The organism is Streptomyces amritsarensis (genome assembly GCF_001953875.1).
Classification (GTDB): Bacteria; Actinomycetota; Actinomycetes; order Streptomycetales; family Streptomycetaceae; genus Streptomyces; species Streptomyces amritsarensis.
Window position 1 is genome coordinate 1 of the sequence record NZ_MQUR01000088.1, and the last position, 16,991, is coordinate 16,991.

Consider the following 16,991-nt stretch of genomic DNA (forward strand, 5'->3'; position numbering starts at 1 on the left):
GGCGCGGACATAGTCGTGCGTGACCCTTTGCGGGACACCGGGCAGCGGGTGTCCCGCCGGGCTCTACCCGCTGGGACACCCCGATGCTCGGGGCGAACTTCCCCTTCATCGACTCCAGGATCCGTACCGGCGTCGTGACGAGCTCGGGGTTCTCGGCGCCGACGGCCTGCGGGTCGTGCGCTGCCTCCCCTGTGGCCTCCACCACGGCGAAGCCCTGCGCACTGGTCGCCACCTCAACATCCGTGCCGCCGGACGGCGTCCCGCACAGGCTCTCCGTGTGCGATGCGCCGCCGCTCTCCCAGGCGTACCAGCCGCCGCTGCCGAGGAGGACGGCGGCCGCGGTCCCGGCCAGCGCCCACGTCTTCACGCTCATGATCAGCCCCACAGCTTGGAGTAGTTGGCTCGGTCGACATCCTGAGGGAGATCGAAGTACTCGTGGGCGGTCGGCCACATCAGCGACCGCACATAGCCCGGACCGCCCGCGTCCGACTTGTGGCACAGCCCCAGGGCGTGACCCAGCTCGTGCGCCGCGATCTGCCGGCGCTTGGTGGAGCTCGCGTTCTTCATCGCCGCCGTGTTGAACCGGATGTAGTCGGCCTGACCAGGGCCTCCACGGTAGTTCCACTTCGCGGCCGCGCGGTCCTTCGGGTCGTTGTAGTCCACGAACTCGAGATCGTTGACGGTGGTCGCCGAGTCCGGAGCCAGTTTGATCTTGTGGCCGGAGTACTGCCACGCCTTGAGGGCATGCTTGTACGCGTCGGCGTAGGCCGTGTTCGCCGTCCATCTGATCTCGCCGTCGTCCGCCGAGCTGCGCGACCGCGACTCCGACTCGCCCCTGACACACGGCGCGGCAGCGACGGCCACCGCCCGAGGCGGTCAGGAGCAGGAGGCAGCTCGCCAAAAAACACCGCCCGGCCTTCGGCTGAGGATCACGCCGTCCCGGACGGCCCGGAGCCCCGGCCTCCGCACGGTGTGCGGGGGACCGGGGCTCCGGGGTCCAGGTGGTACGGGGTCCAGGTGGTACGGGGATCAGTCCTGCGTGAAGTAGCCGAGCAGGTCGGTGATCACGTGGTTGCTGCCGCCCCAGCTGTTGAACACGCTGACCTTGCCGTCCCGGACCGGGGTCGTCACGTGGTTCGGGACGGTCAGCCCGGGGAGGGTGTTCAGGCTGCTCGCCTCCGGGCGGGCGGACCCGTGGCCGAACGCGGTCAGGAACCCGGGACCGGTGGTCTCGGTGGCCGTCAGGTTCACCACCGCGCCCACCGCGTCGGCCGGCAGGCCGGACACCGTCGTGGTCGCACCCGGGGCGAGCTTGCCCGTCAGCCGGGTGTCGGCCAAACGCTTCGGGACGACCGGGGTGAACAGGGCCTTGGCGTCGCCGCCGTAGTAGCCCACCGCGTCCATGATCAGGTGCGTGGAACCGGCGTTGTTGTACAGCCAGATCGTGCCGTTCGGGCCGACCGGGACGATGACCTGGTTGGACTTGTCCTTGCCCGGCTCCGGGTTCAGGTTCGAGCTCCCCGTGGGATGCGCCGAGTCCGGGTAGGCGGACACCCACGAATCCGACGTCGCACCCGTGCTCGTCAGGTTGACCGCGACTGCCTTGGCGTCTGCCGGGATGCCGTTCACTCCCGCGACCTTCACCGGGCGTGTCGTACCGCCGGCAAGCGGGCCGCCCGCCGTACGGGTGTCGGCAAGGCGAGTGGGGGCGATCGGGCTGAACTTATGGCCGGCGTTCGGCTGGTAGTGGCCCACGAAGTCCACGATCAGATGGGCCTGACCGGAGTTGAGCCGCATCCAGACCCAGCCGTTCTTGTCGACGGGGACGGTCACCGTGTTCGACGTGGTGCCGCCCACCCGGACGTTGACGTTCGACGTCGCCGGACGGTCCTCGCGGGTCGGCGACACGCTGAGGTGGGTGTCCTGCGTGGCACCGGTCAGGGTCACGTTGAGAACCACCGAGGACATGCCGCCCGCGGTGGTGTGATCCGATGTCGGCAGCTGGAGCGGCATGCGGACGACAGTCGGTTCGCCGCCCCGGATGGCGCCGCCGTGGAAGCGGGTGTCCGTCAGACGGTGAGGCCTTTCGGGAGCCACGAAGCCGGACGGCGCGTAGTCCACCGCCACCGTCCGGGTGGTCGTGGCCGTGCCGCCCTTGATGTCGGTGAGCTTGACCGTAACCTCGTGGGCGCCCGGCTTGGCGTAGGTGTGCTGCACGGCGGTCAGACCGTCGTAACTCTGGGACCAGCCTTCACCGAAGTTCACGTCCATGCGCGCCACCGGCCACGGCGTCACCGACGCCGAGGCATTGATGGCGTAGGTCAGCGGGGCGACGTGCGCGTCCGAGCCGCCCGCGGGCGGCAGGACCTGCGTGGCGGTGAAGTCCGCCATCCCCGGGCCCGCCGGGGCCACCTTGACCGGCTTCTCGGCGGAGGCCTTCACGCCGACACCGTTGACGGCCGTCACCTTGACCACATAGTCGCCGGGCCGGCTGTAGGCGTGCTTGACGGGGGCGTGCGGGGTGCCCGGCGAGGTGACGACCGGAGTCGTCCCGTCGCCGAAGTCGACCTGGTAGCTCATCGTGGTGGGCCACCGGCTGTCGGAGCCCGCCTGCACCTGGACCTCGGTCCCGGCCGGCGCGTGGGCCGGGTCGACCGTCACCGTGGCCCGGGAAAGGCCGTCCTGGAGCTCGCTGGCGCCGCGGTCGAGGTATCCGCCGTTCTTCCCGGTGTTGGGAACGAGCGGGTCGTCCACCATCGGGTTTCCGGCGACGTCGGTGAGCAGGACGCCCGGCGCCGTGGCATCGGCGGAGTCGATGCGCGGCGAGCCTTCGAACCCGTCGCCCTCCACGTCCGACTCGTTCGAGATGTCGTGCGCACCCTGGCCGGTGGCGGCCAGGAACGTGTCCGCATCCTTGTACGTGGTGCCGGACCAGCTGTAGGGTACCGGGGCGAGACCGGGAACGGCGAACAGCAGGTTGTAGTCAGCGAGCGTGCCCGCCGCCGCGGTCTGCGACACGAGGACCGCGTTCCGCGGATCGGCCGACGTGCACGCGCCGCCGGTGCTCTCGGTGAGGAGCACGTTGTTGAAGATGCCGGAGGCGGTCGAGCTTCCGGTGACCGAGAGGGTCGCCGCGCAGTAGCCGTAGAGCGTGTTGTTGGTGACGACGGTGCCGGGCGCATCCGCCACGGCCACCGCCGGGCGGGAGTGGCCGAGGACATTGTTGCGGCTGAGCACGGTGTTGCGAGAACCGCCGTTGACGAGCACCTCGCCCAGGTTGCCCCGGCTGACGCGCACGTTCGAGCTTCCCTCGCCGACCACGAGAGAGGCCTGGCCGACGTTGCGGCTGTGGATCCGGTCCAGCTCCACGTCGGAGGAGCCCTTGATCTGGAGGCCGCCACGGATGAGCAGCTTGTTCAGCACGACGTGAGAGGCGCCGGTCACGGTCAGCCCCTTGCCGGCGGCCAGCTGTACGTGCCCGGCAGGGCCCGTCTGGATCTCGGACACGAAGCTGACGGGCCTGCCCGGCTCCCCGGAGCGGGCGATGGTGACGGCTTCGTCGTAGACCTTGCCCGGCTTGATCCGCACCGTCTGGCCCGGCTGCACGACCTTGGCCGCCGCGGAGATCGTGCAGTACGGGACGGCCTGCGTACCGGTCCCCGCGTCGGAGCAGTCGGAGCCGTCGTGGTTGCTCACGTAGAGGTTGGCCGGGGTCTCGGCGGCGCCCACAGCGCCGACCGGTCCACCAAGAAGGGTGACGACACCTGCGGTGAGCAGGGCCGTCGCACGAGTGGGACGCACCAGAAGGGTTCCTTCGCGAAGAGGTCATGGAGAGCCGTCACGGGCGCGGCGCCGCACGACTGGTAGACCTCTTGTTCCCCCAGCGACAGTCGGGCGCACGCAGACCTGCGAAGACTACGATCATCATCTACTGTCCGAAAGCCGATGTCACGCCCGTCGGGAACGGAGCTACGGCAACTGCGGCCGTACCGCCTCCCACGGCGCCGACCGCCGCCACGAGGGCTTCGTCCTCGAGGTGCGGGCGGATGACGACCAGCCACGGGATCAGGCCCTTGATACGGCGCAGGTGCCGGATGCGGTGGTGCGGCAGGTCCGCGCCAGACCCGCCCTGCGCCGCGGCCTGCTCCGGTTCCAGGTCGATCAGCGCGAGGAGCCCCCGGCACACGGCCTCCGGGTCGCCGCCGCGGCCCGAGCCGAACTGCTGCAGCAAGTAGACCTGTACGCAGGCCAGTTCCGGCGCACGGACCAGATCGGTCACGCCCTCGGCCTGTGTGCAGCGGTCGGTGGCGGTCAGCGCCACCCGGCCCCAGCGCAGGCGGGCCTCGTCCGGCAGCCGCTTGTCGCACATCCGCACACCGGCGCCGGGACGCGCAGGGTCCGGGGGTGGGGTTCGTCCTGCAGTGGCGGTCCGGTGGCCAGCCAGGCCTCCATGTCCTCCAGCGCGTGCCCGTCGGGCGGTACTGCGGTCAGTATGTGCCCCCGGGTGAGCAGCGCGACCATGGCGCCCGTGAGGTGGACCTTCGCGACGTGCCCGGCGTCGAAGGAGCCGACGGGCTCCGCCGGCCCTCGGCGAGGAGCCGGCGTGCGGCGGTGTGGTCACCACGGAGGGCGGCGGCGTGGGCCTTGCCGAAGAGGGCGTTCACCAGGCCCAGGGACGGCCGGTCGCTGATGGCCATGGCCTGGTCGGCGAAGACGTCCGCGACCGGGAGGGCGGCGCCTTCGTAGCCCAGGGCGATCGCGGCGCGGCCGCGGACCCACACGCGGGTGTCGAGGTCGTCGGAGGCGTCGGCGGCCTTCGCGGCCATCCGGTACCAGTGCACTGCCTTCGCCCCGTCCGAGCCCGGGAACGTCTTCGCGTAGAGGGTCATGAGACGGGCGGCGACGGACCACAGGCGGGGGTTGTCGAGCCGCTGCTGCAGGGTGACGAGCTCGGCGCTGACCCGGCGCTGAATGTCGGCCGCACCCAGGCTCATGTACTGCGTCCCGTACACCGCCAGCTTCGCCTCTCACGCCTCCACCGTGGGGCCGCCGGTCTCACGCGCAGCGAAGCTCCCGGGTAGGAGGTCGGAGGCCACCAGCGGGGCTATGGCAGCGCCGGCCGCGTCGGTGAGGGACTCACGTTGATCCACTTGACCCTCCAGAACAGCCAGGGGCACGTCCAGTACGACGGACAAGCACCGCAGGTAGTAGGCGCCCGGCGTGACCGCGCCTCGCTCCCACCGGGAGATGTACTCGCGGGTCAGTGCTGTGCCGTACCGGGCGTTGATCTGATCGGACAACCTGCCCTGCGACCATCCTCGCGCCGTCCGCAGGTCTCTGATCAAGTCCCCCAGGTCCATCACCCCATCTTGCCCCTACCGATGCCCCTGGTGAGGAGACATCAGATCACCGACGGTATGCGAGCAGGGGGAAGGTCGAAGAGCGCCGTGCAGGCGGCGCGAGGAGCGGTGGACGGCATGACGTACGACAGCAAGCCCGGCACACCCGGCGGAGGCCAGGGCGCCGCCGTGCACGTGACACTCCCCCGGCTCGATGGTGCGGGGGTGCAGCGGCGCGGCGGGCGGTGTGCCGGCGGGCCTGGGACCTGTCCGGGGTGTCCGACTGCAACGTCGACATCCGCCACCACCCCCACGTCGGTGAACAGGACGTCCGGTGATCGACCGGACCGACATAGGACACCGCGTCCAGGACGTCTACGGCCGGGTCGGGATCCTGCGGGACATCGACCCCGCATGGGAAGACCCCTCCGACCCGCCCCACCACCGCACCCGACGACCCGTTGCCTTCATCGCCCCCGAACACGGCGGACGCGAATGGCACGCCGACCCTGGCACCGTCACCCGGGCGCAAACCAGCTGACCACAGCCATCTACGGCAGGAGACACCTGGCCAGACGAGGGGGTCCGTAAGTCGGTTCACGGACCTACCCGGGACCCGCGTGCACCGCATTCTCAGATGTACTTGAAGACGGGGCCTCGGGCAGTCCCGCACACCCCAGTACATAGGGCGTTGCGCTACGGTGGGGTTTGGTGACGTAAATGCCTCACGCGACTGCGGCAATCAGGCTTCTGAACGTTGTCAGTGGCGCTCGGCAGACTGGTGTCACACGGTACGGCGGCCTCTGCCCGGCTCGAACCTTGGACAGAGACCGCCGCGGGTGGAACCCGCACCTCGCGCCTCTTGGTGGTAGGACACCAGGGGGCGCGTCGCGTTTTACAGGTGGCTGACGAGCATCTCGTACAGCCGCACCAGGCACCGGACAAACCAGTGCGCGGTCTCGTCGGCGACGTCGGCCATGACGGCTTGGACGACGCCGGCGAGCAGCATCTCGCGAACGGTGGTGCGGCCCTCACCCCGAACAGGCGGCCGGCCTTCGTCCTCGGAACCGTTGGACGTCGGCTTGTCGCTCTCCGGCATGGGAGCCCCCCAATCAGGACCGCCGCGCTGCAACTAGGGAGCCGGGGCGACGGTCCGTCAAAACCCGGTTCCCCAGAAGCTGCACGAGCCTCCCAATGGAGTACGCCAAGACTATCCGGCGCGGGTGACAGATCCGGGGCACGCACAGGTACGGTCCCGCGAAACACAGGCACGCCGACGAACGCGACGCACCGGCTCATCCTCCGTGGCATAGGTGGCTCGTAACGCCGCGAACAGGTGTTTGTTACTCAGCGCTCGCGGTCTCAGGCGAAGTTATCCACAGGCAGTCGTCCCGCGTAGGGCCGTCGTCTGCGTGACGACCCGCGGGCGTTTCGGGTGTAGCAGGCCGTTGACCGCTACCGCTGAACCAGCTCAACCAGTCGTCTGAGGCCGTCCGCCATCCGCCGTCACCAGGACGGTCCGGAGTCCTGCCAGGGCCTCTGACCTGGGAACAATCGATGGCAAGGCGGACCGGCAACAAGGATGTCGTGCTGCACGGCCGGACTCCCGACTTTCTCGACCGTTGGTCCGGAACCGATGTTCTTGAAGTCGTCGTTCGGGACGACTTCCGTTTCTCCACCTCTATATCGCCCCCGTACATGCAGAGACGGCCCTGTTCGACGTTCAGATGGAGGTAGACCCTTGTCGTAGGTGAGAACGGGCACCTTCATCTACGGGAACGGCGTTCCTGACTTATGTGACACCGGTCCCGTTCATCGGGTCCTTCGCAGGTCTCGCCGACTACGCACCTGCTCGGTGATGTCCTTGCAGAAGAACGTGCCCTTCGGCCTCGGGCCGGGCGGTCCCGGTCCCGTTCGGCGCAAGTCGGCTGACGCGCCGGGGCACGAACCAGGTCTTCCGTCTGGTCCTTCTTGCGTTTCCGGATGCATGTCTACTCAAGTCGGCCATGACGCGGACGTTGTCGATCTCGTCGTGGCTGTTGAAGACGCTCGGCATGACGATGAACTTGATGACGAAGTGCGTGTTCCCCGTGTAGCCCTCGAAGGCGACGTTCGCGGAACTTGGACGTGCCGCGGATGTTCGGATCGGCGAGAAGATCTGGCTCGGGGCGCAGTTCGTTGGTGGCGGCCAGGGTCTAGCCGAGCCAGACGATGTCCAGGACGGACAGGTGGCGCAGCATGCGGTTGGCGAAGTAGATGACGGATAGCCGTCCGGCGGACGCGATGCGGACGTCTTCGCCTTCGGGGTCGTCGGGGTCCCACTGGCGGAAGCCCCACGGGTCGGCCGCTGCGGCGTCGAGGAGGTCCCAGACCGTTTCTTCGGCGTGCTCGGGGAGTTCGGCAAGGACTTTCGCGGCCGGGGTCGAGAGGCGGACCGCGTATAGGGGCAGGCTCACGGGCGCCGCCGGCCGCGGAGCTCGGCCATGTCCACGAACTCCGTTTCGTCGCGGCCGGAAGCGGTGAAGGCGTCGACCGCGGGTGCGGAGACGAGCCGGGCCTGCCAGACGTGCACGACCTCGTAGAGGGTGGTCAGGGAGAACGTCCGGCGGGACTCCTCCAGCGCGGCCGCCCACTCCCGCTCGAAGGCTGGCACCCACCGCTCCGCACGCCGGTCCGCGCGGAGCTGGGCGAGGAGTTCGGCCGGAGCGCCTGGCGCAGGCGCGTACGGGGTGGTGGGGGCGGGTGTGTGGTCGGGCTGGGCGCTCATCGGCTCCTCCTCGCGGGTGCTACTGGCCACGGTAGAACGCCGCGGCCCCAGCCGGGGAGGTTCCGGCAGGGCAGTCGACAGCGGATCTGGCGGACGGTGGCCAGCGCAGCGGACGATGGCGTTCACAAGATGGCAGATCGGGGTGGGGGGTTCTTGAACAGGGATGACTTCTTCAGCAGCGGGGACGGCTGGGCGCAGCGCTGGGTTTTGGATGTGTCGCTGATCGAGTCGCTGCGTTTTGGCCCTCTGGCTGACAAGACGGATCTTGATGTGGCGGTCGCCCTGACCAAGCTCCTGTACGAGGACTTCGTCAGCTATGGAACCGACGGGAGGGACATACGACTCGATGACGAGGGTGTGGTGCTCGTCATCAAGGCGCACGGCGCTGTCATGCGGCGGCTTGCCCTGGAGGCTCCTACGTGGCCGTTCAAAACGTTCAACGGCCCGCAGGGCTTCGGCACCTACTGGCGCAAGAACGACATGAGCGGCAGCTGGCAGGCCCGGCGAGACTGCGTCGAAGGCATCCTCGGTCCGACCCGTGATGCGTTGGAGGAACTGCAGGAGCTGGAGTACGAGAGCCGCTTCAAGCAGGGGCCGGGGGGCAGCTTCAAGAACCTGATCTTCGCGGCTGTCGGGCCCAAGCCGGAGATCGTCCTGCGGGACGCGGTGAACAACGACGTCGAGATAGTCCGCAACGCCGAGAACTGCCTGGTGTACTCGGACCCGCTGCCGCCGCATGGCCTCACCTGGCGTCAGATGGTTGCCTGGTGGCGCACCCATCATCAACCCGACGTGGACGAGAAGACGGCAGCCGACACCCTCTATCGCCGCCTGTACCGGTCGCTGGACTCACTCCCCGAGCAGCTTGTGCTGCGCACCTACTGCGCGGCCTACGCGGAGACCGACGGCTTCGAGCTTCCCGCGCTGATTCCACAGGTCTACCTCCACTACGACCCGTACGCGCGCAAGAGCGGGAAGCAGTCCGGCGCGCTGTATCGGCAGCGGATGGACTTCCTTCTTCTCGCACCCGACCGGTCCCGGATCGTCATCGAGGTTGATGGCGTCCAGCACTACGGGCGCAGGAACCCGCCCGATGCCGAGGGGCGGGTCACCTACACCGCCGTCCCGCAGCTGTACTCGGACATGGTCGCGGAGGACCGGCGTCTGTGCCTGGCCGGCTATGAGATCTACCGGTTCGGCGGCTGGGAACTCACACAGCCCCACGGGGAAGGGGAACGGATCCTCACCGCCTTCTTCACCGACCTGCTCAAACGACACAGGAAGCCCGCCCCGTAGCGTCGGTCACGCCGCGGCCCACCAGCACGACGGACTGCTGCTGCCCGGATCCCTACGACACCCGGGATGTGCCCGAGGGCAGCAGCGGCGCGGCATCGTGCACCGCTCATCCCGGTGCCGAACTAGTCGACCGTCACCTCGGCGTCTGCCCGACCGCGGCCGCCCGTGCGGCCGAGAGGTCGGTGCAGCGGATCCCGCCGCCGGGGTGCCACTCCAACACCGGCGCCACGGCGTCGCCGTGCTCGGCACACCAGGAGACCGGGACCACGCCACCGCAGCCGTGCCGCGTACAGACGCAGGCCTCGCCCGGACCGGCGTACGCGACCCCGTGACGGACCACTCCGCCCGCCGGCCCCGGGGCGGCGGTGCCGCGCCAGGCCGGCCGGCCAGGCCAGCGTCAGCCGCAGGCCACCCGACCCCGACCGGAACCGGTCGATCACCCGCACCTCCCCCGGCACCGCCAACGGGCCGGCACCCGGCGCGGCCAGCCGACGCAGTACCGCCCCGAACTCCCCGGCCGCCAGGGCGGCGATCGCGTCGGCGTCGGTGTCGGTGGACCAGCCGGACAACGTGTCCTCGCCGCCGGCGTCGTCGGCCAGGGTGAGCCACGGGTCATCGAGACGGAACCGGTGCGAGGCACCCCCGGCCCCGACCCCGGCCAGGACGAGCGTGGCGAGCGTCGGCCCGGCGGGGACTTCGATCTTGTCGTGGGCGACCAGCCAAGCCGCGACCGCGCGGAAGTCGAACTGCGGATGCACGTCCGCACCGGCCACCGGGTTCCTGGTCCGGAGGCCCCGCTTTCGGCGTCTTGAAGCTCAGAAGAAGCTCTGACCGTGGGCAAAGGCTCACCGGAGCGGCAGCGTCGACGAGATCATCCGTCGGACAAAGCTGTATGCGGGCTTGAGGGGGGACGCAGGATGACGCGGATGTTCCGGCGCGGAGAAGCGGACAGCGGCGGCGAGGACCTGGACGCCTACCAGTACGCCTACCTTGCCGGCGGGGGCCTACGGGTCGCGGAGAGCGTGGTTGTCTCCCTCATTGAGCGCGGGACGCTGTCCTTGGGGGCTGCCCGCCTACGCGTCATCGGTGAGGAGCGCCCCGATCACCCGGTGGAGGTCGCCGTCATCGTCGCTTGCCCGCGGAGCAAGCCGGTGCGGGAGGTCATCGAGGCTGTCAGGCATTCCCCCGAGGTCGACGAGCTCGCGCGCCGCCTTGTCTGCCTGGGTCTGGTGCGTCGCAGACGGCGGAAGCCCACTCGCGCCGGACGGCGACGCCTCGCGGACGCTGCCTCCGCGGGGGATGTGCCCGCGTACGCGCTCCACGGTATCGCCGCACTCGTCCCTGGGTCCGCCCGACGCGGGCCTGTCGGCGCCCACCCCGTGTCCGACACCCTCGGGCGCGCCCTGATCCGCATGGGTAAAGCCCTCGATGACGACCGCGGTCACAGAACGGACAGCGGCGCGGATGGAGGCGGGTTCGGCGGAGGCGCTGGTGGAGGTGACTGACAGCGGTAGGCACGGCGGGGCTTCGAGGCTGTTGCCAACGAAGACAGTCCGCCCCGGTCAGCGGAGCGCAGCCGACGAGGACGCCGACCGCGCCCGCGTGCGCGTCCCCGAACTCCACCGTCCACCAGTCCCACTTCGCCAGCACACACCACCCTCCGACACGTTCCCGCCCGCCACCCTGCTCCGCCTGCGCCACCGCCCACACCCGAGGCGACCCAACAGCGCACCCCGTTGGGCCCGCCCGGCTGCCCGGCAGTAGCGCCGCGCCCGGCTGCGGGCACGGCGAAGGGCCGCCACCTGTCGAGGTGGCGGCCCTGACCTTCGGCGGTGTTCTACGGGGCGGAGGTGAACTCCACGTCCGTGCCGCCGCAGCCGGCCGCGTTGTCGAGGAGCCGGTCGCGCTCGGACTCGTCGACCGCGAGGCCCCAGCGGAGTTTCGTCGCGGTCCACTCGGCGCCGTACCGGCACAGCGCGTCCGGCGCCGGCGAACGGCCTCCCGCCCCTCTGGCTTCGTGCCGAGGCGCCCGCGGCGAGGCGGCGCCAGCAGGCGGCTACCGGTGGATCACTGCATGGGGAGCTGTGGTCTCGCGGGGTGGGGTGGGGGTGCTTCCGCCGACGAGGAGGGCCAGGAGGACAGCGATGGCTTCGTTGCGCAGGACGCGGGCGGCCTGCTGGAGCTTGTGGGGATCGGGGGTGGGCAGGGAGAGGGCCACGCATTCCGGCTCGGTGCCGGTCGGAATGGGGACGGCGGCGCACACGGTGCCGAGTGCGTACTCCTGCAGGTCCAGGAGCGGTTCGCCCGGGGGGCGGGTGTCGAGTTCGGTGAAGAGGACCTGGGGGTTGGTGATGGTGTGGGGGGTGAAGGCCTCCATGCGGTGGCGGTCGAGGTGTTCGCGGCGTTCGGCCGGGTGAAGTTGGGCGAGGAGGGCTTTGCCGACTGCGGAGGCGTGGGCGGCTTCGCGGAAGTCGACCCATTCGTGGACGGCGGGGGCCGTGGGGCTGTCGGCGTACTGGGTGATGGAGACCTCGCCATCGGTGTAGCTGGCCACGTAGACGGCGGCGCCGACCGCGTCGCGCAGGAACGCGAGTGTCTCGCGCAGCAGGGCGCCGCCGCTGCGGCCGTTCTCGGCGAGCTTGAGGGAGGTGCCGGCGGCGTAGACGCGCGGGGCGATGGGGGTGGCGAGCTGGGTGCGGACCAGGTGCTCGATGGCGTGGGCGAGGTAGTGCTGAGGCAGTCCGGTCTCCCGTGCGATCTGTGTCCGGGACACCCCCTCGGGGTGACGGTGGATGACCTCCAGCACGCGCAGGGCCCGATGCGCGGATTCCAGGTGGGTGTTGACGGGCTGCTGCCGCTTGGAGCGCCTGGCCAGGCGGGCGCCGGGCTTGGCTTCCGCGGCAAGGCCTGCGGGGTCCAGGCGTGCGCAGCGGGCCAGGGCGGAGGCCAGGCGGGGGGTGGGGGTGTAGATGTCGCCGAGTTCTTCGTGGTCCTCGGGTGCGGTGGCATCGAGGGCGTGGCGGATGGGGGCGGGGAGGTTGCGCAGGAGGGGTTCGGTCGGCGGGGTGGGGGTGATCTCGGTGGTGGAGACCGGTGGGGAGGCCCAGATGATGGAGGCGTGAAGGGTGTCCTCGACGGTGTCGAGAGACGGCAGGGGCGGCAGCTCTTCCCGCGAATCGGGGCCGGCGCCTTGGGGCTGGTTGCGCCAGTGGTGAGCGGTGGTGATCTCCGCTCGGGAGAGGTGCAGTAGGTAGAGGGCGCGGGCGGCGGTGTCGGATCCGGCGCCGGCGGCGTACTGAAACCAGAACTGGGCGGCCTCCATCCGCCCGGACAGGTGCAGGAGGCTCGCATAGAGGAGTGCGGAGGGCTGGCTGTGGGGCCAGGCTTCGGCATCGAGGGCGATCCGGGTGAAGGAGGGGCTGTCGACCAGAGCGCGGGCCATGGTGTCCAGGGTGCGCGCGGCCCTGACGTTGGAGGCCGCGTCCAGGACGTGCTTGCGGTCCGCCGGGCTGCCGGGCCGGGCCGCCGCCGGCAGCGCCAAGGTGGCGTCCGAGGCCCTCGGGGCGGTCAGCGCGCGGCTGGTGCGGGCAGCGGCGATACGGTGGGCGATGCGGCGGCGGGCGGCGTCCTCGTCGTAGAAGGCGTACTCGTCGGTGAAGACTTGGGTGTCCTGGAGAGCCTCGTCCAGTTCGCTGCCGGCGTCCGCGTCGTTGCGGATCATGTCATTCACAGGTCTTTCTCCTCTCCGGGATTCAAGTCGATTCCGATCTTCTTCGCGAGCATGCGGCGGGCCGTATGCAGGTGGGAGCGGACCGTCCCCACAGCGATACCCATCCGCTGCGCCACCTCCGGGGTCTCCAGCCCCATCAGGTAGGTCAGCAGCACCACGTCGTAGTGCCGGTCGGGCAGCTCCGCGATCGCCTCGTACACACCGGACCGGGACTCGATCAGCTCCAGCTGCCGGCGTGAGCCGCGGCGCAGGGCCGCGTAGCGGGCGGTGTCCACCAGGGCGACGGGGACGACCTGGCGGGCGCGGTAGCGCTCGACGTGCTCGCGCAGCTGCGCCCAGGCGAACGCCTGGAGGTTGGCCTCCTGCAGGGCGTCGGGCCACACCGCCAGGAGGAAGATGAACACGTCCTCCACCACCACCGGGGCGGCATCACCGCCGAGTTCCAGGTGGGCGTACTCGAGGTAAGCCACATGGTTCTGCGAGTGGAAGGCGACGAACTCCACCGGCATGACACCGGCGAGCTCGCTGGAGACGGCCTGTTCCCCGAAGGGGTCGTACTCGGCGTCGGTCATGAGCTCCCCCACGGCTGTTCCCCAGGCCCGTCCAGGCCGGCGGACGGGATCTCCTGCTGACGGGCCGCGGGGCCGTACACGGGGCGGCTCGCGGACAGCTCCGCCGCGCCGACCCGGACACCGGCGCCCAGCAGGCGCCGCAGACCTCTCACCACGTCGGGCGCGAACACCCGCACAGCAGTCGCGGCTATCAGCGCGAGGACGAGGGGCTCGGTGCTGTTCACGTCGAACGGAGTCCTTCCAAGCAAATGAAGTAGACAGACAGCCGTGCCACCCCCCGGGTCCGGCAGCCAGGACCCGGCCCGAAAACCGGCTCCTACTCATCAGCCAAGCGAAAACAACCCCCAAACGTTCAGGGCACTTTCGAAAACTTTCCGGAGCGGTCAAGTCCGCTTCCCTGCGCGGCCCACGCACCGGCGCACGCCCGGCGGAAACCCTCCTGGCCAGAGCCCCTTCCGACCCGCATCACGGCGCGCCCGCAACCGGTACGAGAGCGGAAAGCATCAGGGCGCAGAGCGGGCACGGCAGGTCAGAAGGACGGGATCCCGGCCACACCCCGGCTCCGGCCCGCACCGCACACCCCAGGCCGTCAGGCCCCGCCCGGGACATGACGCCGGACGGGGGCATCAACCGACGAAGGGCCCCCACCCCTGACGGGAGAGAGCCCTGCACGTGCCGCACCCCGCTTACGGGGCGGGGGTGAACTCCACGTCCGTGCCGCCGCAGCCGGCCGCGATGTCGAGCAACCGGTCCTTCTCCGCCTCGTCGACCGCGAGGCCCCAGCGGAGCTTGGTCGCGGTCCACTCGGCGCCGTACCGGCACAGCGCCTCCGCGGACGGCGGCAGCCACTCCGCCGGATCCTGATCGGCCTTCGACCGGTTCGACCGGGCCGTCACCGCGACCAGGGAGGCCGGCTGGCCCTGGTCGTTCGCGTAAGCCTCCCGCCGCGCCGCCGTCCACGCCGACGCTCCGACTGGCGGGGAGCGTCATTCTAACCGTGCGATATTCGGAAGGCGTCGGCGCCGGCGCGCCGTAGGGTTGGCGCGCCAAGGCAGCCTGGTAGCAGGGGAGAAGCGTGCGGTCCGAGGAGCATACGGGGTGGGAGCGGGACTTCCCGGTGCGGTATCTCCTGGTGCGGGAGGACATCCACGGTGAGGAGGAGGACGTGCTGTGGGGGCGGTGCGCGGAGGTTGAGGGCCTGTTCATGGACCCGCCTCCGCTACCGCGAGAGGTCCTGACACTGCGCGGCTGCCCGCGCGAGAGCCTGCTGGTCCAGGCCGTGGCGGCTGGCACCGAACAGGTGCGGCTGCTGGGGGACGGAATGCTCTCGATCGAGCCTACGGACCCCTCGAAAGACGGGCCGCCCCGCTTCTGGGACCTGGAGGACACGGCTGTCCTGGCCCAGTGGCCCACGCCGGGCGATCCCGGGCGCGTGGACGTCGTCGTGGGCACCGGCGTCAGGGAGGACGACTACTTGGGCAGCAAGCGGCTGCCTTCGAGTCCGCGGTTCGACCTGTGGTTCCCTTCGATCGGGGGGGATAGCCAATCGGGCGGTTGCCGTTCCATTGACGGCCTATTCACCCCGCGCCCGCAGCGACCGACCCAGCCCGTGAACCTGATCGGCTGCGAACCCGCCGCACCGCTTCAGGCCCTGCTGTGTCGTCCCCTTCCGCAGGAGGGCGACCCGATCACGCTCTGGCGCCTCGACCGCCACGGCCGGACGATGACCGGGTACCGCCTCGACCTGAACATTGTCGAGGCGCGCCCGTCTGTCCTCGGCGGAGCCCTGATTGACCTCACCATCACCGACCCCGGTGACGACCGCCCCACACTGGCCGCCCGCGCAGTCTGGGAGATCTGGTCCGACGGTGTTCCCACGCGGCCCAACCAGTGGGCACAGTTCGACGCCGAGGGCCGGTCCGAGTGGCTGGACCTCACCCGCGTCGGCCCGTACGGGCCGCAGGGCCTCTCCGGCGGGACGTACCACCTGGACGGACAGCACGTCACCGACAGGACCGGCTTGCTCCTGGCACTCGGCGAAGCCTTGCTCGGCCCCGGCGCCAACTACGGCAGAGACCTGGACTCAGTGCAGGACTACCTGTGCGGCGGGCCCTCCGTCGTCCCCCCGTTCACCCTGGTCTGGCACCACGCGGACATCGCCCGCCGCGCCCTCGCCGGACACATCCTGCACCACCTCGGTGCGTCCTACTTCGAGGAGACCGTGAACCTCCTGCGCGAGTACGGCGTCACCGTCGTGCTCCAGTGAGCGAGGCGACGGACAATCCCGGCCCCCTTGAGGACGGCGCCTGACCTGGAGAAGGAACGGAGTGGGGCAACGGGCCAGGCCATCAGGGCCCCGGTCGTATTGTCTCCCGGTGCCCGGCTGGTGCTGCAGGCTTGGAGGTAGGCGGTCCAGTCGGTGGCGGCGCGGCGGCGCCATTGCTAGGCGGTGATGGGGTGCAGGCCGAGCATGGGCGCGAGGATCGCGGGCGGCAGGTCCTGGGCGAGTTGGACCAGTGCGGTGGTGCGGGCAGGGCGGATGGGGATGTGGTGGGCGGCCAGGCGCCGGGACAGGGCGGTGGCGGAGATGTGCCGGCCGGGCCTGACGCCGGGAAAGATCCAGCGGCGCGGCGAGTTGGCCGCCCATCCGTCGGGCGGCGCCTGGTCGGTGAGAACGGCGAGGAGTCGGGCGAGGGGTTCGGGCAGTCGGATCGGGGTGCGGTCGAGGAGGAGTACCGCGTGGCCGTCGACCGTGCTCAGCGCGTCGGCGGGAAGGGCGGCGATTCGGGTGGCGTGCTGGCCGAGCAGGAGCAGGAGTGCTCCGGCTGCGCGGACTTCCAGCGGAAGCGCAGTGTCGGTGAGGCACTGCTGGAGGAGTTCCCAGTGCGAGTCCTCGTTCAGGCCCTCGGGGGCGGCATTTGGCCGATGGGGAACGAGGAGGGGCCGGCTGTGGCCGCGTCGGGCGGCCCAGACCGCGAAGTCGCGCACCTCGTAGCGGGTGCCGGAGCTGCCGGCAAGCCACGCGTCGACCTCGTGCTGGGTGACGGGAAGATCCTCCGCGACTGCCACCGGCCCAGCCGCAACGTGCGAGCGTCGCGACGACGTGGATGGGCGCCGGCCAGGTGGTGGGTCGCGTGGCGTACCGCGATCCACCGGCAGGCTTGTTCACCACCATGCCAAGCGATCAACCGCCGCTCCGCAGTCATACGGCCAATGGTCTGTGGCCCACTCCCCGAGGCCGGTGATCGTTGGCCAGAACTCTTCCGCACCTATAGACCGATTTAGCG

At 70.3% G+C, this 16,991-nt stretch carries 18 protein-coding genes and 1 pseudogene; 4 read left to right on the forward strand and 15 right to left on the reverse strand.

The features are described 5' to 3' along the window. The 6 genes from AVW11_RS28375 to AVW11_RS38670 form a co-directional block, all read right to left on the reverse strand. The coding region (locus tag AVW11_RS28375; protein WP_143568915.1) for a hypothetical protein at nt 1-373 on the reverse strand (373 nt) is incomplete at its 3' end. 2 nt (nt 374-375) lie between these two features. Next, nucleotides 376-864 (reverse strand): matrixin family metalloprotease, encoded by a 489-nt coding sequence (locus AVW11_RS28380; RefSeq protein ID WP_076046424.1) that lies wholly within the window; start codon nt 862-864, stop codon nt 376-378. A gap of 165 nt (nt 865-1,029) precedes the next feature. Continuing rightward, complete coding sequence (locus AVW11_RS28385; protein ID WP_143568916.1) at nt 1,030-3,801, reverse strand: PKD domain-containing protein; 2,772 nt, start codon at nt 3,799-3,801, stop codon at nt 1,030-1,032. 127 nt (nt 3,802-3,928) lie between these two features. Beyond that, nucleotides 3,929-4,369 (reverse strand): hypothetical protein, encoded by a 441-nt coding sequence (locus AVW11_RS28390; protein WP_076046426.1) that lies wholly within the window; start codon nt 4,367-4,369, stop codon nt 3,929-3,931. A gap of 118 nt (nt 4,370-4,487) precedes the next feature. Further along, nucleotides 4,488-4,994 (reverse strand): hypothetical protein, encoded by a 507-nt coding sequence (locus tag AVW11_RS38665; RefSeq protein ID WP_240528288.1) that lies wholly within the window; start codon nt 4,992-4,994, stop codon nt 4,488-4,490. 33 nt (nt 4,995-5,027) lie between these two features. Next, a complete protein-coding gene (locus AVW11_RS38670; RefSeq protein ID WP_240528289.1) occupies nt 5,028-5,360 on the reverse strand; it encodes a helix-turn-helix domain-containing protein in 333 nt (110 codons plus the stop codon). A 313-nt stretch (nt 5,361-5,673) separates the two neighbouring features. On the opposite strand from AVW11_RS38670, the gene AVW11_RS28400 reads away from it, so the two are divergent. Continuing rightward, nucleotides 5,674-5,880, forward strand: coding sequence for a hypothetical protein (locus AVW11_RS28400; RefSeq protein ID WP_076046427.1), 207 nt, complete (start codon nt 5,674-5,676; stop codon nt 5,878-5,880). Nucleotides 5,881-6,234: 354 nt separating this feature from the next. Here AVW11_RS28400 and AVW11_RS28405 read toward each other — a convergent pair whose 3' ends face one another. From AVW11_RS28405 to AVW11_RS28415, 3 genes are all read right to left on the reverse strand, one after another. Further along, nucleotides 6,235-6,438 carry a hypothetical protein gene (locus AVW11_RS28405; RefSeq protein WP_076046428.1) on the reverse strand — a complete coding sequence of 68 codons (204 nt, stop codon included), beginning with the start codon at nt 6,436-6,438 and terminating at the stop codon, nt 6,235-6,237. Between the two features lie 1,096 nt (nt 6,439-7,534). Continuing rightward, nucleotides 7,535-7,795 carry a hypothetical protein gene (locus tag AVW11_RS28410; protein WP_076046429.1) on the reverse strand — a complete coding sequence of 87 codons (261 nt, stop codon included), beginning with the start codon at nt 7,793-7,795 and terminating at the stop codon, nt 7,535-7,537. Next, on the reverse strand, nt 7,792-8,106 hold the full coding sequence (locus AVW11_RS28415; protein ID WP_076046430.1) for a DUF6247 family protein: 315 nt from the start codon (nt 8,104-8,106) through the stop codon (nt 7,792-7,794). The genes AVW11_RS28410 and AVW11_RS28415 overlap by 4 nt, the downstream gene beginning before the upstream one ends. A 153-nt stretch (nt 8,107-8,259) precedes the next feature. Between AVW11_RS28415 and AVW11_RS28420 the strand changes: the two genes are divergently transcribed. After that, nucleotides 8,260-9,402, forward strand: a complete 1,143-nt coding sequence (locus tag AVW11_RS28420) for a hypothetical protein (protein ID WP_240528290.1) — start codon at nt 8,260-8,262, stop codon at nt 9,400-9,402. A 122-nt stretch (nt 9,403-9,524) separates the two neighbouring features. Here AVW11_RS28420 and AVW11_RS36845 read toward each other — a convergent pair whose 3' ends face one another. Further along, nucleotides 9,525-10,175, reverse strand: a complete 651-nt coding sequence (locus AVW11_RS36845; RefSeq protein ID WP_076046431.1) for a hypothetical protein — start codon at nt 10,173-10,175, stop codon at nt 9,525-9,527. Between the two features lie 144 nt (nt 10,176-10,319). On the opposite strand from AVW11_RS36845, the gene AVW11_RS28430 reads away from it, so the two are divergent. Further along, nucleotides 10,320-10,907: a TIGR04222 domain-containing membrane protein gene (locus AVW11_RS28430; RefSeq protein WP_076046432.1), complete on the forward strand. Its 588-nt coding sequence runs from the start codon at nt 10,320-10,322 to the stop codon at nt 10,905-10,907. Nucleotides 10,908-11,458: 551 nt separating this feature from the next. Here the strand turns inward: AVW11_RS28430 and AVW11_RS38675 are convergent. From AVW11_RS38675 to AVW11_RS28450, 4 genes and pseudogenes are all read right to left on the reverse strand, one after another. Then, nucleotides 11,459-12,277 (reverse strand): IclR family transcriptional regulator, encoded by an 819-nt coding sequence (locus AVW11_RS38675; protein WP_420856411.1) that lies wholly within the window; start codon nt 12,275-12,277, stop codon nt 11,459-11,461. A gap of 851 nt (nt 12,278-13,128) precedes the next feature. Beyond that, nucleotides 13,129-13,704: a sigma-70 family RNA polymerase sigma factor gene (locus AVW11_RS28440; protein ID WP_240528291.1), complete on the reverse strand. Its 576-nt coding sequence runs from the start codon at nt 13,702-13,704 to the stop codon at nt 13,129-13,131. Beyond that, entirely contained in the window at nt 13,701-13,928 is a 228-nt protein-coding gene (locus AVW11_RS28445; RefSeq protein ID WP_076046435.1) for a hypothetical protein, read from the reverse strand. The genes AVW11_RS28440 and AVW11_RS28445 overlap by 4 nt, the downstream gene beginning before the upstream one ends. 462 nt (nt 13,929-14,390) lie before the next feature. Next, nucleotides 14,391-14,675, reverse strand: a pseudogene (locus AVW11_RS28450) (HNH endonuclease); the annotation flags it as partial. A 104-nt stretch (nt 14,676-14,779) separates the two neighbouring features. Here AVW11_RS28450 and AVW11_RS28455 point away from each other — a divergent pair. Then, nucleotides 14,780-15,970 carry a barstar family protein gene (locus AVW11_RS28455; protein ID WP_079250835.1) on the forward strand — a complete coding sequence of 397 codons (1,191 nt, stop codon included), beginning with the start codon at nt 14,780-14,782 and terminating at the stop codon, nt 15,968-15,970. A gap of 176 nt (nt 15,971-16,146) precedes the next feature. On the opposite strand, the gene AVW11_RS28460 is transcribed toward AVW11_RS28455, so the two are convergent. Next, nucleotides 16,147-16,773, reverse strand: coding sequence for a hypothetical protein (locus AVW11_RS28460; RefSeq protein WP_076046436.1), 627 nt, complete (start codon nt 16,771-16,773; stop codon nt 16,147-16,149). Between the last annotated feature and the right edge of the window lie 218 nt (nt 16,774-16,991).

Coding starts and splice junctions, on each gene's coding strand:
- AVW11_RS28390 (WP_076046426.1), bottom strand. CDS start 4,369: ATGTGCGACAAGCGGCTGCCGGACGAGGCCCGCCTGCGCTGGGGCCGG.
- AVW11_RS38665 (WP_240528288.1), bottom strand. CDS start 4,994: ATGAGCCTGGGTGCGGCCGACATTCAGCGCCGGGTCAGCGCCGAGCTC.
- AVW11_RS38670 (WP_240528289.1), bottom strand. CDS start 5,360: ATGGACCTGGGGGACTTGATCAGAGACCTGCGGACGGCGCGAGGATGG.
- AVW11_RS28405 (WP_076046428.1), bottom strand. CDS start 6,438: ATGCCGGAGAGCGACAAGCCGACGTCCAACGGTTCCGAGGACGAAGGC.
- AVW11_RS28415 (WP_076046430.1), bottom strand. CDS start 8,106: ATGAGCGCCCAGCCCGACCACACACCCGCCCCCACCACCCCGTACGCG.
- AVW11_RS28430 (WP_076046432.1), top strand. CDS start 10,320: ATGACGCGGATGTTCCGGCGCGGAGAAGCGGACAGCGGCGGCGAGGAC.
- AVW11_RS28440 (WP_240528291.1), bottom strand. CDS start 13,704: ATGACCGACGCCGAGTACGACCCCTTCGGGGAACAGGCCGTCTCCAGC.